At 64.5% G+C, this 14,202-nt stretch carries 11 protein-coding genes; 8 read left to right on the top strand and 3 right to left on the bottom strand.

Annotated features, from left to right (window positions below):
* Positions 1-126: 126 nt before the first annotated feature.
* Positions 127-1,224: a hypothetical protein gene (locus FN976_RS19665; protein ID WP_145894762.1), complete on the top strand. Its 1,098-nt coding sequence runs from the start codon at positions 127-129 to the stop codon at positions 1,222-1,224.
* Positions 1,225-1,460: 236 nt separating this feature from the next.
* On the opposite strand, the gene FN976_RS19660 is transcribed toward FN976_RS19665, so the two are convergent.
* Complete coding sequence (locus tag FN976_RS19660; RefSeq protein WP_145894761.1) at positions 1,461-2,297, bottom strand: alpha/beta fold hydrolase; 837 nt, start codon at positions 2,295-2,297, stop codon at positions 1,461-1,463.
* Between the two features lie 2 nt (positions 2,298-2,299).
* On the bottom strand, positions 2,300-3,268 hold the full coding sequence (locus FN976_RS19655; RefSeq protein ID WP_145894760.1) for a Bug family tripartite tricarboxylate transporter substrate binding protein: 969 nt from the start codon (positions 3,266-3,268) through the stop codon (positions 2,300-2,302).
* Positions 3,269-3,395: 127 nt separating this feature from the next.
* Between FN976_RS19655 and FN976_RS19650 the strand changes: the two genes are divergently transcribed.
* Together FN976_RS19650 and FN976_RS19645 are read left to right on the top strand one after the other, a co-directional pair.
* Positions 3,396-4,355 (top strand): LysR family transcriptional regulator, encoded by a 960-nt coding sequence (locus FN976_RS19650; RefSeq protein WP_145894759.1) that lies wholly within the window; start codon positions 3,396-3,398, stop codon positions 4,353-4,355.
* A gap of 380 nt (positions 4,356-4,735) precedes the next feature.
* Complete coding sequence (locus FN976_RS19645) at positions 4,736-5,035, top strand: hypothetical protein (RefSeq protein ID WP_145894758.1); 300 nt, start codon at positions 4,736-4,738, stop codon at positions 5,033-5,035.
* 23 nt (positions 5,036-5,058) lie between these two features.
* Here FN976_RS19645 and FN976_RS19640 read toward each other — a convergent pair whose 3' ends face one another.
* The gene (locus FN976_RS19640; protein ID WP_186511023.1) at positions 5,059-6,087 is read right to left on the bottom strand and encodes a helix-turn-helix transcriptional regulator; all 1,029 of its coding nucleotides are present in this window, start codon (positions 6,085-6,087) and stop codon (positions 5,059-5,061) included.
* Between the two features lie 125 nt (positions 6,088-6,212).
* On the opposite strand from FN976_RS19640, the gene FN976_RS19635 reads away from it, so the two are divergent.
* The 5 genes from FN976_RS19635 (at position 6,213) to FN976_RS19615 (ending at position 14,197) form a co-directional block, all read left to right on the top strand.
* A complete protein-coding gene (locus FN976_RS19635) occupies positions 6,213-8,255 on the top strand; it encodes a DUF2779 domain-containing protein (protein WP_145894756.1) in 2,043 nt (680 codons plus the stop codon).
* Positions 8,256-8,329: 74 nt separating this feature from the next.
* Positions 8,330-9,862 (top strand): hypothetical protein, encoded by a 1,533-nt coding sequence (locus tag FN976_RS19630; protein ID WP_145894755.1) that lies wholly within the window; start codon positions 8,330-8,332, stop codon positions 9,860-9,862.
* Positions 9,863-9,961: 99 nt separating this feature from the next.
* The gene (locus FN976_RS19625; RefSeq protein ID WP_255440606.1) at positions 9,962-10,576 is read left to right on the top strand and encodes a nucleotidyltransferase domain-containing protein; all 615 of its coding nucleotides are present in this window, start codon (positions 9,962-9,964) and stop codon (positions 10,574-10,576) included.
* 166 nt (positions 10,577-10,742) lie between these two features.
* Entirely contained in the window at positions 10,743-11,402 is a 660-nt protein-coding gene (locus tag FN976_RS19620) for a hypothetical protein (RefSeq protein ID WP_145894753.1), read from the top strand.
* 509 nt (positions 11,403-11,911) lie between these two features.
* The gene (locus tag FN976_RS19615; protein WP_145894752.1) at positions 11,912-14,197 is read left to right on the top strand and encodes a site-2 protease family protein; all 2,286 of its coding nucleotides are present in this window, start codon (positions 11,912-11,914) and stop codon (positions 14,195-14,197) included.
* The last annotated feature ends 5 nt before the right edge of the window (positions 14,198-14,202 follow it).

The following is a 14,202-nucleotide window of genomic DNA, read 5'->3' as shown; positions in this document are numbered from 1 at the left end:
GGCATCGCAGGCGCGGCCCCTCATCAGACGTTCACAGAGTGAATGGGGTTCAGATTCGATTTTCGCCCAGAAATGACTAAAGCGGAGCCTTGCCAAAGTTTCAGAAGGACAGTCCGCGGAGCTGAAATGACAGCAATAGCAGCCCTCAGTTGCGGGGAGATCCCGGTCGTCATAGGCGACCTGCTCGTTACCCGCGCCACTGTCATTCCGGGCGCCGTGCCTATCCCCGCGCTCGGTGACGCTTCTGACTTTTTTGGTGGTGCATGGGCGATTGCCGGGCTCAAGCAAAAGGTCGTATTGGTAAATGACGATTGCGTCATTGCGTGGGCTGGTAGTTGGGTCAGCGCGCGCGTCGCCCTGCACGACTTACGCGAGTGGCTCGGGTACCGCGTTCCTTCAGCCGATGAAGTGGTGAAGTTCTTCCAGCGCCATACTGACGTCAAGGCGCATGGCAATGAATTCGTGGGCTGGGTCCATGAGGGAGGATACGTCCGACAATTTGGATACCAAGCAGAGCGACAGTACAACACGAGATTCGGGACGATCGTTGCAGGAGGATCCGGGTCCTTTGCCATGCGCGAAGCTGCCGCTCATGCACCGCGAATCGCTCCTCAGTTTGGTCACGCGAATGCAGTAGACATTGCTCAACTCACAGGTCACCTATTTGGTTCCATGCTATTGCGGGCCGAGTTTCACGGTGGAGACGCAGCGCCGACGATTCGACATTTTTTTGGAGGAGGCTACGAGGTTGCCCACAGGACAGATGGTCGTTTCGCTAAGTTGGGCGACGTCACGTTCTATATTTGGGAGGCCGCATTTTCCGGAGAAGACTTGCGACTCTCAGCGCCCCAGTTTGTCTTGAAGCAGGACTACTGCGGCGATTTCCTGCTCATACGCAGTGTGCAGGTCAAGGAAGACGGAAGCGGCAGACTCACCATCGCGGAGGAGCAAAGGCACGTCATAGAGCCGATGATCTTTGCCGCCGAACCAGCCGACCTAGGGAGTCGACTTTCTAATTTGGAATTGCAATCTTCAGTGTCCGTGCACTGCATCGCGGTCCGTGGAACTGTGGATCCAACACTTGCATTCGTTGTCGAACGTGTCGGAATGCTTGACAGGCCAAATTTCAGTGTCTCTGAAGGACAGGGTAAGGTGGAGTTCAGAATTGAGCAGCAGTTCTTGTCAAGAATTTCCGATCAAATCAAAGGCGAGCTTCGTCGATAGCGGCCCTCTAGTCTTCGTCATGCTCTGACGATCGTGACTCGGTCCACGACACCGGCCCCCTGCAGTGAACCCGGTGGTCCGGCTCACCCGGGGGCCTGTGCGGTTGGCGGCACCGGCCAAGCTGTCGGCGCGCGCGCCGCGGCCATGTTTGCGAACATCTGGCGATGCGGTGGCATCCGGCTCCTCTTGAGTTCGACGGCCTCAAGGTTCGGCGCAGTCACTGTCGCGCTCAGCGCTCAGCCTCCAACACCTGTACTGAGCTCCTGAAGTAGCCGAGCCTTCAGAAACCCCAGCACCCCCGCATTGAACCGCCCAGGCTGCTCGAAGTACGCCGAGTGCCCCGAGTCCTCGACCACCACCACATCGCTTCCCGGCACCCGCCCCGCAAACTCCCGCGTCACCTCCGGCGAAACAATCGGATCCTGCCGGCCCACCACGAACAGCGTGGGCTGCGTGACGCCAAGCAACGCCTCCATCGGCAGCAGCTGCCCCGGCTCCATCAACCGCCCCAGCGCCCCACCCCACTCTGCCGCCGGCACGCTGTGCGCGCTCGGGTTGAAGTGATTGATCTGCGCATACAGCGCGGCCTTGTCCGGATGGTTCGCCAGGAACCACGGCCCCAGCGAGCGCTGCTCGATGCTCGCGGCCTGCATGGTGATCTGCCGGCTGCGGATCGTCTCCAGCACGCCCGGGTGGTCCACGCCCAGCGATGAATCGCAGGAGATGAAGGCGCGCACCCGCTCCGGGTGCTGCAGGGCCATGCGCAGCGCGATCATGCCGCCCAGCGACTGGCCGGCCACCGCGGCGCTCTTCACTTCGGCCGCATCCAGCACGGCCAGCGCGTCGGCCACCATGTGCTCGAAGGTGAACTCGTCCAGCGGCGCGGCGGAGCGGCCGAAGCAGCGGATGTCCATCGTCAGGCAGGTGAAACCGCTCGCCTGGAACGCCGGCAGCTGCTGCCACCAGGTGGCGGCATTGGAGCCGGCGCCGTGCATGAACAGGATGGCCGGGTCTTGCGGCTCCCCGTGGCGTTCCCAGTAGATGCGCCGCCCCCCGTTTTGCAGGAACGCCATCTTCAGTTGGCCTTGAGGTTGAGGGCTTTCACCAGCTGGCCCCAGCGCTCGGTGTCGGTGCGCACCAGTTGCGTGTATTGCTCCGGCCCGGCCGACAGCGTGACCATGCCTTCGGACTCCAGTTGCTTCAGCAGCGCCGGGTCGCGCAGCGCGGCCTGCACGGCGGCGTTGACCTTCTGCACGATGGGCGCGGGCGTGCCCTTGGGCGCCGAGAGGCCGACCCAGGAATTGATGGTGAGCTGCGGATAACCCAGCTCCTGGAAGGTGGGCACCTGCGGCGCCGCCGGGCTGCGCTCCTTGCTGGAGACGGCCAGCACCTTCAGCTTGCCGCTCTGCACATGCATCAGCGCCGCATTCTGCGGAATCACCGTGAGCGGCACCACGCCGGCCAGCACGTCTTGCAGCGCGGGCGCGCCGCCCTTGTAGGGCACGTGGGTCAGTTGCACGCCGGCGGCGTGCTGCAGCTGCTCCATCACCAGGTGGCCGGTGCTGCCCGCGCCCGAGGTGGCGTAGTTGATCTTGCCCGGCTCCTTCTTGGCGGCGGCCACGAAGTCGGCGAAGGTGCCGTAGCCCGCGTCGGGCCGCGCCACCAGCCATTGCGCGCCTTCGCCGATGGCGGCGATGTGCGCGAAGTCCTTCACGATGTCGAACGGCACGTTCTCGTACATGCCCTGCGCGATGGTGTTGAGCATGCCGGTCATGGTGAGCGTGTAGCCGTCGGCAGGCGCGGTGGCGCCGGCCTGCGTGCCCACGATGTTGCCGGCGCTGGGCCGGTTCTCCACGATCACCGACTGCTTGAGCGTGCCAGCCATGTGCTGCGCCAGCGGGCGGATGATGCGATCGAACGGGCCCGCGGCGGGCGCCGGCACGATGATCTTGACAGGGCGCGCGGGCCAGTCGGCTTGCGCCAGGGCAGCGGGCGCGGCCAGCGCGGTGAAGGCCGCGAGCGCGGCGGCGATGAAGGTTCGCATGGGCTTGTCTCCGGTTTAGCCGCCCTTTTGGGGGTTCTCGGGCGGTCCTTGGGTGCCGGCATCTTGGCGGCGCGAGCTATCGGGGACAAATTAATTCTGCGGGTCAGCCATTAGACTCTCCGATACCTTGCAGCCCACCTCCGCCACCGCCTTGCTCAACCGCCTGCTGGCGCGCGGCAAGTTCCGTCACGTGCAGGTGCTGCTGCTGCTGGCCGAGCTGGGCAGCGTGCAGCGCACCGCCGAGGTCGTGGGCCTCACGCAATCGTCCGTCACGCAAAGCCTGGCGGCGCTCGAAGCCCTGCTTGAGGTCAAGTTGTTCGAACGCCATGCGCGCGGCGTGCGGCCGACTGCCGCCTGCGTGGGCCTGTTGCCGGCCGCGCGGCAGATGCTGCTGCGCGTGGCCGAGAGCGCCGACGTGGTGCTGGCGCATCGCCAGCGCGGCGAAGGCGTGGTGCGCATGATCGGTTCCGCCGCCGCGATCCATGGCGTGCTGGTGCAGGCGCTGCCGGCCTTCGCGGACCGGCATCCGCGCATCCAGGTGCAGTTGCGCGAAGCCGAGGGCGAAGACCAGTTGTTGGCGGTGGCGCGCGGCGAGGTTGACGTGGTGGTGTGCCGCCAGCCGCAGGCGATGCCCGCGGGTTGGGAGTTCCATCCGCTGCGGCAAGACCGCATCGCTGCCGTCTGCCGGGCGGCGCATCCACTCGCCAAGGTGCGGAAGATCTCGCCCGCGCGGCTGGCCAAGGAGGTTTGGCTGGTGCTGCCCGCCGGTTCGGCCGTCCGCGCGCACCACGACGAGTTCGCGGCGAGCCTGCCGGAGGTGCCGGCCATCTATCCGCTGGTGTCCTATTCGCTGACGATGACGTGGTGGCTGCTGCGCCAGCGCGACTTGTTGTTGCTGGTCGCGGTGCAGCTGGCACGGCCGATGTTGGAGAACGGGGAGCTGGTGGAGCTGCCTGTGCCGGGCTTGCCGGCGATGCGGCCACTGGGGATCTTGCAGCCGGTGGTGGGGATGGGGGAGGCGGCGGGGGTGTTCAGTGGGTTCTTGCGGGGGTTCGTGCGGGAAGCGCCAGCGACTTCGCCACATTGATCGGCTTCACGAAGGGGGCGAACACGTCTTCGACCGGCAAGCCGGCCATCAGCTGCGCCAAGATGAAAGCGCGCGACTCGCTGATGCTGCCAACAAGTTGCTGCTTGTGAGTGCGGTAGTGGTCCCACATGACCTCCGCAGCCTCGTCCTCGGTGCGGGGTGTCCCTGCGCAAGTGGGGCTGGCCGATGAGGCGGCAACGCGGCGAATAGTCTGGGGCATGGTTCTCCTTGCTGGTGAATGAACAGGCAGGAGTGTCCGGGGCGGTTGCGACAAAGCCTGTCGCGCATCGTTGGAGTTTCGCAACCTGCGCGGACACCATTTGTCGTGATGTGGACCGAGGATCGCTCCCCAAGCCTGCATCCAGCGGGAAGGAGCAACGATGAATGCACTGAGCGGTTTGGCGATTGCGGGGCTGACGGTTGCCGCCATATTCGGTGGTGTCTGGCTCGCCGTGAAGGCGACGGAGGTGGTGGTCGAGGTGCGCGACAGCCTGCGCACCCGATACTTGCGGGACTCCACCAAGTGGCATCCGATCGATACCCTGGGATTCCCGGGATGGTTGCTGGTCGAAGCCTTCTGCCTGGTCGTCGCCGTTCTCTGGGCAGTCCTGCAGGTCTTGCTGGCCATCATGATCGCGCGTGACGTTCGCGACTGGTGGCACCGGAAGCCGAGCCGATGATGCCGCGTTGCGGCCGGTCCGCGCTAGACCGGGTCCGCAGAATAGAGCAGTGCGGCCGCGCGCAGGCCCTCGCTCACGCGCTTCCTGATCGTTGGCGGCCCCTGGACGCGCACCCAGCCGGCATGGCTCCAGAGAAATGGGGCCAGTTGCACCGTGTCCGGCACCGTGGCGGTGACCGGTACCCAGTCCCCGTCCACGGACAAGGCTGCCTCGTCGATGGGGTCCTGGCCCATCAAAGGTCGCTCGATGAAATGGAACAGCGCATCGCGGTGCACAAGCAGTTCCAGCCTGATCGCCGCGGAACCGGCCTCCAGCTTGTGCGAGAACTGGTGATGCTGCGAGACGTAGTCGTCGATGTCGAAATCGGGCCGAAGATCGGCCCGCTCCTTCAGGAGTTCGATGCCTCGGACTCGATGGAGCGCGTAGTGCCGAGGCGGCGCTTCCATTCCCGTTGTCCCCACCAGATAGATCGTGCCGTCCTTCGCGGCCAGGCCAAGGACGCTCAGGCGGTGCACCTGCGGCCCCCCGGAACGGGAGTCATACCGCAGCTCGATCATGTGGCCACTCTGCAAGGCATCGGCCGCACTCCGCAAGTGCCCGGGGTGGATGGCGGCATCGAGGCGCCCGACGCCGTCGGGAACGATGCGGACGCGACGAAGCAGGATGCGCTCGCTTTCCGACAAGCTCGCGGCGTCGGCCAGTTGCGCCGGCTCTGCGTCGGCCAGCGCGGGCACCAGCGGTGCGAGCAGGCGACGGCTCCAGAGCAAGCCAAGCGCCACCTTGCTGTTCATGAAGTGGCTGGGGATCGATGCCGCCCGGATGTAGTAGCCCGGCTCGGATCTCGCGTGGTCGGCTTCCACCACGGCCACCAGTCGATCGTCCCGCATCGATTGCAGGTAGCGACGGATGTTCGTGCGAAGGGATTCAGGCCGCAAGCCGGCGGCCGGCGGGAAGCGCCGGTAGTACCGATCACAGACTTCCTGCACGGCGAGGGCTTCGGCCGGGTGCAGCGGAAGCACCTCCAGCATGTTGAGAAGAACGTCCAGTTTCATGGGCCAAGTCGTCGAGAGCTTGTCCGATTCTCGACGAACTGGCATGGACGCTCAATTTCGCCAACCCTCGGGCGCGATAGATTTTGTCGCCGCTTGCCAGCACACTAGGTGGATCGAGGAAACGCATGCCCAGCGAACAGCCGCCCCGCTATCTCACCAAGTCCCGCTTCAAGCTGGCACTCGATTGCCCGACCAAACTGTTCTATACGGGCAAGAAGGACTTGTACGCCGATGGCAATCTCGATGACGAATTTCTGCAGGCGCTGGCGGAAGGGGGCTTTCAGGTTGGGGAACTCGCCAAGCTGATGTTTCCCGAAGGCATCGAAATCATCCAAACGAGCCACGACGAACAGGTCACGGAGACCGAGCGCATGCTGGAGCGAGACAGCGTCACCCTGTTCGAGGCCGCCATACGCCACGGCAATCTGTTCGTGCGGGTCGACGTGCTGCGCAAGAACGGGACACGCATCGAGCTGATCGAGGTGAAGGCCAAGTCATTTGATTCCACGGCACACCGGGGATTCCGCGGCGAACGAGGCCACATCCAGGGCGAGATGCGCCCCTACCTGCAGGATGTGGCGTTTCAACACTACGTGCTGGGCCTGGCTTACCCGCACTTGCAGCCCAGCAGCTTCCTGATGCTCATTGACAAGTCCAAGGCTTGCTCGATCGACGGGCTGAACCAGCGCTTCAGGATCCGCCGTGCGCAAGGGCGACCCCAGGTGACGGCGGCCCCGGGCACGGACGAGCGTTCGATCGGCACACCAGTCTTGACGTGCGTGAACGTGGACGACCTGGTTGACGAGATCCTTGGCGCCCTGATCGACGCGCCCGGGGTGACGGGAACGCTCGCCGAACTCGCAGCCACTTGGGCGGAACGCTACCGCGCGGACGAGCGTATCCGCCCGGCCATCGGCGCCCAGTGCGCGAAATGCGAATTCCGCGCGGAACCGCCAGGCACGCGTGACACGGATCTACGCAGCGGACTGCACGAATGTTGGCGCGAGGCCGGCGGACTCAGTACAGCCGACATCGCTCGGGGCACCGTGTTGGACCTGTGGAGCTTCCGTGGCAGGCAGGCATTGATCGAGCGTGGCGTGCTGCGACTGGCCGATGTTCCGCTCGATGCCTTGGGCAACCCGGGTGACCTGGGGGACAGTGCAGATGGTCTGACGCGGGGCCGCCGACAGGCGATGCAGGTGACGGGGCAATGGCCTGGCGGGCCGGACTTCTTCATCGACACCGCCCTGATGCGAAAGGAGATGACCAGATGGGTGCACCCGTTGCACTTCATCGACTTTGAGACATCTCGTGTTGCGATCCCGTTTTTCGCGGGCCAAAGGCCGTATGAAAATATCGCGTTCCAGTTCTCCCATCATGTGATCGACCACGACGGGGAAGTCGAGCACCGAACCCAGTTCCTCAGCACCACCCCGGGCAGGAAGCCAAACTACGACTTCGTGCGAGCCCTGCGGGCCGCACTGGGGACCACGGGAACTGTGTTCATGTGGTCCCCCCATGAGAACACGACGCTCAACGCGATTCTCGAGGAGCTGGAGCAGGATGCCTCGCCGCCGCCTGACATTGCCGAACTGGCCATCTTTATTCGCAGCCTGACGACCAGAAAGATCCCGAAGGACTCAGCGAAGAACCCGCATGACAACCCTGGCGCCGAGGTCGGGCACCGTGCCATGGTCGATCTTTGCCGACTTGCCGAGAAAGCCTTCTTCCATCCTGCAACCAAAGGGAGCAGCTCGATCAAGAAGGTGCTGCCGGCGGTGATGCAGGCCTCCGAATATCTGCAGTCGCGGTACGCAAGTCCGATCTACGGGGCAAAGGGCGGGATACCCAGCCTCAACTTCGTGGATCAGGCCTGGTGGCATGAGGTGGACGGGGCTGTGGTGGATCCGTACTGCATGCTGCCGCCGGTGTTCAAGGACGTGACACGTGAGGCGATCGATGCGCTGGAGGCGGACGAAGACCTGGAACTCAGACAGGGCGGCGCGGCGATGGCAGCCTATGCCAGATTGCAGTTCGAGGATCTCGCGCCACAGGAGCGGCATTCGATCGAAGCGGCGTTGCTCAGGTATTGCGAATTGGATACGCTGGCGATGGTGATGGTCTGCGAGGCGTGGAATCGCTGGACGTCGCAGACGCATCCTGATTGACGGTTGTCTGGATTCTCAGGAAGATGCCCATCTGTTGGCGTGACGCCAGAAGCTACGAAGACTCAGGAGTAAAGATGTGGCAAACGCTCGTCAATCTGGTGCTCAGCATCCTTCACGACGATCCGCGATATGAGGGGCAAACCGAAGAATCGCTGTTGGATTGGGTGATCGGTCATGGTTACCCCGGTGCGCCGTCACCGCACCAGAGCACCCGGGATCTGATTTACGTCTATGCCGCCAATCTGCTGAACTCGGGGGCCCGCGGCCCGAATGCACAGGCGTTTGCCCAAATGATTGCCGCTGGCACGAGGCATTTCATTCACCAGAATGCTGTCCGTCCGATGGAACTGCGTGCCCTCGCTCGCCATTGCGCCGCCTACCTCGATGAAACGGGCGAACAGCTGGTCGGTCGAACTGATCGGAATCCCGTCTACCGGCGGGAGATTCAACAATTGGCTGACGGTGCGGTTCTGCAAAGAGGACTGATGTTGCCTCGACTCATGCAGAGTGTCGTGCAGTTTGTGCGGCTGCTGAACGAGCCGCACTACGGCGGACAAGCGGCAAACTTCCATTCCCCCTTCATGCACCGGCACGACGCCGTTGTTCCGAACCCATTTCCTCAGAACAAGCTGCGCGAGATCATCGACTTTCCCCAAGTGGGTGTGGCCGTGGGCATGAACTTCCTCAAAGACTCGCAGCTCTCGGCATTCGCACCTGATGGCCGTTCAGTCCGGCAACGGTTCGAAGATCTGGGCAACTGTCACGTCGGTTGGTTCGTCAAGCCTGACATGCACGTCCTTCGGCTCATGCTTTACGCCACGGGGCGTGCGGCGAACCTCGGTATTGGCAGCGATGCCATTTCCACTCTTGACGCGAAACAGCTCGAACAACTGCAGCTGCGCTACGCCGAAGGTCGACCCGGCGCTCACATGGGTTCCAACTACGAATATCAACTGCACCGTGGTTGGCCTGACGAGGGTGGATTGTGGCGTTGTATTGAGGACGTCCAGCGGTTGGCACAGGCCAGCGGAATAGCTCCGGTGGGGATCGATCGCCTTCTGTACTTGATCGGCAGCGGCAATTTTCAGAGCCAGGAAGCGAGACTGACGGTCTCGCAATCGGAGCGCTATCGGCGGTTCGTCGACGCCATTGATCCCCTTTTCGGAGCACGGCGTGATGCGTTCACTTCACGAACGGTGCCCACGCCGGCCAGCTGTGTTGCTCCACCCATAGTGAACGAACCCTTGCGTCCCCAAGGCGCTGATTCAGGAGACTCCATGACACCCTATCCGCAGTGGGCTGACGGCAAGACGCCCAAGACACATCCCCAGGCAAGACCACAAGCGTGGCGCCCGGTTCAGAATGCCACCGTGATTCATGTCAAGGGTGCGACATACCGCGGAAGTCGGGAAATCACTGGGACGTTCCAGCTGGCCGACTCAGAACAAGGGCCGGTCGCGCACGCTGGAAAACTCAGGGTCGAAGTCCTTTGCTCGTGGTTCGGGGTCAAGCCGCCGACAACGTTCCCGAAACTCGTCGTGCAGCCAGGCGACTTCCGGGTGGAAAGCGGGTTTTCGGGGGACGTCGTAGACGACATCGCCAAGTAGGACCTCAAGCCGTCGTTTGTGGGCCCTCGACCAGCCATGCTCGTAGGGCACCAGGAGGCCACACACGAAGTACCCAATTCGGGTATTATCAGCCCCGTTATGGGTACGCCTCCCGAAGCCATCAGTCTGGCGGACGCACTCTTCCCACGCGTGCGGCAGCGCGTGCTGGCGCTTTTCTTCGGCCAACCGGACCGAAGCTTCTTCGCGAGCGAGGTGATGGCCCTCGCCCAATCCGGCCGGGGAGCCGTGCAGCGCGAACTGGCCGACCTCACAGCCGCTGGCCTGCTCACCGTGCGCGCGCAGGGGAATCAACGCCACTACCAAGCCAACGCCTCCGCACCCGTCTTCAATGAGCTGCGCGGGCTGGTTCTCAAGACCTTCGGCCTCGCGGACGTGATCCGCCAAGCGCTGACACCCGTGCTGGAACAGATCGCTTGCGCCTTCATCTTCGGCTCGATCGCCAGGCAGGAAGACACAGCCGCAAGCGACATCGACGTCATGGTCGTGAGCGACGCGCTGGGCTACGCCGATTTGTTCGGCGCCCTGGAGCCGGCAGCGATCTCGCTGGGCCGGCCGGTCAACCCCACGGTCTACACCAGGGCGGAGTTTATGAAGCGTGTGAGGAAGGACAATGCTTTCCTGACGCGAGTGCTGCAGCAACCCAAGCTCTGGATCGTCGGATCGGAGGAGACTTTGCGTACCCTCGCCACTTGAGAATCTGGCCGGCCTGGCAAGGCGCCGAGGGTTTCGCGCCACCAATCGCTACATCGTCTCCAAAGTGGTCCCGCCACTAGGTTCCGGGTCTCATTGAGCATTCCGCCGCTCCCTTGCTCATCCATGTTGTATAACATTGGACTTACAAACAGGAGAGGGACGGGCCATGGGTCTGCTCGACATTTTTCGCGTCGGCAAGGTGGTGACGCACGTTGCCAAGACCGTGAAAAACCAGCGCATCGCCGCGCAGGATTTGCGGGCGCTGCCCATGCCCCAGTTCATCGAGCAGTGCCTCGCCGGCATGCATTCCGAACACGCGCCGTGGCGCGGCCAGGCGCGCGTCGCGCGCGCGGATGCCCAAACCCTGGCCGCTGACAAGCGCCTGCCAACGGACCTGGCGGACTTCTACACGCATTGCGACGGCTTCGCCTCATCCGAAGACTTCCCAGCGCCCGTGCTGGCCTTGGCGGAGCTGAAGCTGGGCGCTGACCATGCGCCTGCCCCCTCGCAGGTGATCCAGGCCTTCTGGAAGGAGCATGGCAACGACTCGGGACGCGAAGGCCAATTGATGGTGCTGCCGCCGGACAACCTGCTCGCCTTGATGAACAACGATGCGCAAACCTTCGTGCGCCCGGCTGCCATGGACATGATGGTGCCGATCGTGCCGGTTCGCGAGGATGGGTTCGCGGTGGTCCTGCTGGCCGGTGCCGGCGAACACCTGCCCGCGGGTAGCGTCCTGCAATACGAGAACGGCATCGTCACGCGCTACGACGACTTCCGGCACTGGCTCGCGAATTGGGCGAGCTTGCTGGGCTCCATTCGCTGAGGTCTGCGCATGCTTGTGATCGTCTACGCGGTGGTTGGGCTGGTCGCGGGGCTGGCGGTCTTGATCGGCGTTCAAGTCCTGCTGGCGGCCAGCCGGCTCACACGCCTGGCGTTGCGCCAGGTCGCCTTGCGCGTCGCTGATCCAGGCGAAGTTCCGCCGCCCACGCGCACGGCACTCGACACGGCCCGGCCGGCGCTCGAGGCCTTGGGGTTCGAATTCCGGTACACCACAGCGCAAGCGCATGCGGCCGTGGCCGAGGGCGACGCCCTGCACTTTGCAGACATCTACCAGCACTCTGATCAACGCACGCATGCGATGGTCAGCCAGTCCTCCCTGGTCGGGGACCCGGAGCCCTGCAAGCTCACGTTCGTGTCGCTGGTGGCGAATGGTCCCGTCATGGTGACTTACAACTGCCGGGCGCACGAGTCCATCATCCCCTTCCCGAACGCCGACGTGCACGACCCCTACCTGCCCACCTGGCAGGAGGCCTGGCCGGTGACCAGCGACGCGTGGAAGCAGCGGGCGAAGCGATCGTCAGGGATGGCCCGGCCTTCTACGCGGCCGACAAGCTGGCCACCGACTCGCAAGTGGCCCACGCGGAGCGCCTGGGCCTCGTGCGGCGCGAAGGCCCGCACTGGTTCTTGCGCTGGGGCGCAGCCCTGCGCTATGTGGTCCGCTGGAACCTCGGCCAACGTCGAGTCAATCGTGTGCGCGCAGCGCTGGCGCCGGCGCCGGTCGATCCCGTGGCACCAGGCAATCTGGAGGAGCGCCTGCAGGCCGAAGTCGACAAGTACGAGAAGCAGCTCGCGCTGCAACGGTCACTGCGCTGGTCCACCCGCCGCAAGTGGCAGATGTTCGCGCTCAGCGCCTTGCTGTTCCTGGGCATCGGAAGCCTCTGGATCAGTTGGACTTTCCTGCCCATCCTGCTGGCCGTGATTGCACTGCACGAAGGCGGCCACTTCCTGGCGATGAAGTTCCTGAGGTTCGGCAACCTGTCGGTGTTCTTCGTGCCTGGCCTGGGCGGGCTGGCCAGTGGAGAGAAGCCCACCGCGGGCCCCTGGGAAAAATTGCTCGTCTACCTGGCCGGGCCAGTGCCGGGCATCCTGCTGGCCAGTGCCGGACTGGCGGGCATGGTCACCGGCACGTTCGTGCCCTCCCCGTGGTTCATCGAGTTCCTCATCGCCTGCCTGATCATCAACTACCTGAACCTGCTGCCTGTGTCCCCATTGGACGGTGGACGCATCGTCGAGACCCTTCTCTTCGCACGACTGCCGGCGGCGCGCTTCGGCTTCGCCGTGCTGGGTGTGCTGGTGCTGCTGGGTGCGGGCGCCCGCCTGGACGATGTCGTGCTGCTCGTGGTGGGCGCGCTGGTGGGACTTTCGCTGCCGCACCAGTGGCGGGTCATGCGGGTCGACCGCTCCATCGAGCGCAAGGCGGGCGAGACCATCACGGAACGCGCGGCCATGGAACGCATTTTCGGCGCGTTGCAGCGGCCCGCTTTCGCGCGCTGGGACGCATTGGCCCGCCAGTCGATCGCGACGTCATTGATGCCCGAACTCCAGGGGCGCCAGGCACGCTTCTTCGAATCGGTCTGCGGGATGGCGGTGTATCTGCTGTGCCTGTTCGGCCCGCTCGTGCTGGCACTGCAAGTCTCGGGGGGCTGGCAGACGGCGGCCCTGTTGTTCGGGATGCGCCAGTCCTATGTGGCGGACGATATCGACCGTGGCCCTTCGCGGGAAGCGCCCCCCGCGCGGCGGGACTGGTACCCGGAGGCTGAGAACGTCGCCTCCGTGGCGCCTGCGCAGCGCCTGCACGTGCTGCTGCGCGCCGCGGAACAGGCTCACGACGAGTACGAAGAGGAGCGCCGGCGGCGCTACCTGCAAGCGGCCTGGACAGAGGCCGAGAAGCGGCCCTCGGGAGACGTGGAACGCGCGGAAGCCCTGTTCCAGCTGTCCGCCATCGAAGACGGCGAGTCCGCGCAAACACGCCTGCGGCAAGTGGTGCAGGAACAGGAAGGCACCACGGATCGCCGTGCGTTGCTTCTGCTGGCCCGCGTCAAGGAAAACCTGGCGCTGGGCGCCGCCACGGCAGGGGACGAAGTCGCGCAACTGGAACAAGCCGTGGCGCACCGCAAGAGCGCCGAGTCCGATGCGCAGGGAATGCAGTCCGCGCAGTCCGCGCTCGCGCGCGCCTATGACCGCAACGGCCAGGCGGCCCAAGCCGAGGCGGTTTTGCGTCGCATCGTCGATGCGCATGTGATCCCATCGCCGGCCGACCGCAGCGGCGACGCGCTCCGCACGCGTGTGCAACGTACGGAGGCGGAGATCAACCTGGCCTGGTACCTGATCAGCCTGCATCGGCCGGGGGAGGCCGTCCAGCTGCTGCAGCATGCAACCGCGCGCTTGCCTGCGAAAGTTTCCATCAGCTGGCAACACGCCAATCAGAGGCTGCACGAAGCGCTGTCCTGGGCGCACCTGGTGCAACGCGACCAGGCAGCCTTGCGGGGCGCTTGGTCCACCTACGAGACGAGCCGCCGCGAAGGCGCGTGGGCCGGGCGGCCGGATGGGCCCTTCCTCCTGCACGAGATCGATCGCCTGATCGTGGCCCAGGCGCTCAACGACGAAGCGATGAAGGCAAAGGCCGAAGCGGCCATCAAGGTGAGCGACACGCCTCAGGCGCGGCGGCAACTTCGGTTCCAGCTTTGCGAGAGTTCGTGGTCGGGAAGCTTTGAGATGCCCAAGCCGGCCGCGCGCACCGAAGTGGCCAGATCTGTGGGCTTCTGTGGAGGCAGTTGAACAGG

This window comes from Caenimonas sedimenti (assembly GCF_007833165.1).
In the GTDB taxonomy this organism is placed as follows: Bacteria; Pseudomonadota; Gammaproteobacteria; order Burkholderiales; family Burkholderiaceae_C; genus Ramlibacter; species Ramlibacter sedimenti.
This window is presented reverse-complemented; position numbering and strand designations above follow the sequence as displayed.

Coding starts and splice junctions, on each gene's coding strand:
- FN976_RS19625 (WP_255440606.1), top strand. CDS start 9,962: ATGGGTACGCCTCCCGAAGCCATCAGTCTGGCGGACGCACTCTTCCCA.
- FN976_RS19640 (WP_186511023.1), bottom strand. CDS start 6,087: ATGAAACTGGACGTTCTTCTCAACATGCTGGAGGTGCTTCCGCTGCAC.
- FN976_RS19665 (WP_145894762.1), top strand. CDS start 127: ATGACAGCAATAGCAGCCCTCAGTTGCGGGGAGATCCCGGTCGTCATA.
- FN976_RS19635 (WP_145894756.1), top strand. CDS start 6,213: ATGCCCAGCGAACAGCCGCCCCGCTATCTCACCAAGTCCCGCTTCAAG.
- FN976_RS19620 (WP_145894753.1), top strand. CDS start 10,743: ATGGGTCTGCTCGACATTTTTCGCGTCGGCAAGGTGGTGACGCACGTT.
- FN976_RS19660 (WP_145894761.1), bottom strand. CDS start 2,297: ATGGCGTTCCTGCAAAACGGGGGGCGGCGCATCTACTGGGAACGCCAC.
- FN976_RS19645 (WP_145894758.1), top strand. CDS start 4,736: ATGAATGCACTGAGCGGTTTGGCGATTGCGGGGCTGACGGTTGCCGCC.
- FN976_RS19630 (WP_145894755.1), top strand. CDS start 8,330: ATGTGGCAAACGCTCGTCAATCTGGTGCTCAGCATCCTTCACGACGAT.
- FN976_RS19655 (WP_145894760.1), bottom strand. CDS start 3,268: ATGCGAACCTTCATCGCCGCCGCGCTCGCGGCCTTCACCGCGCTGGCC.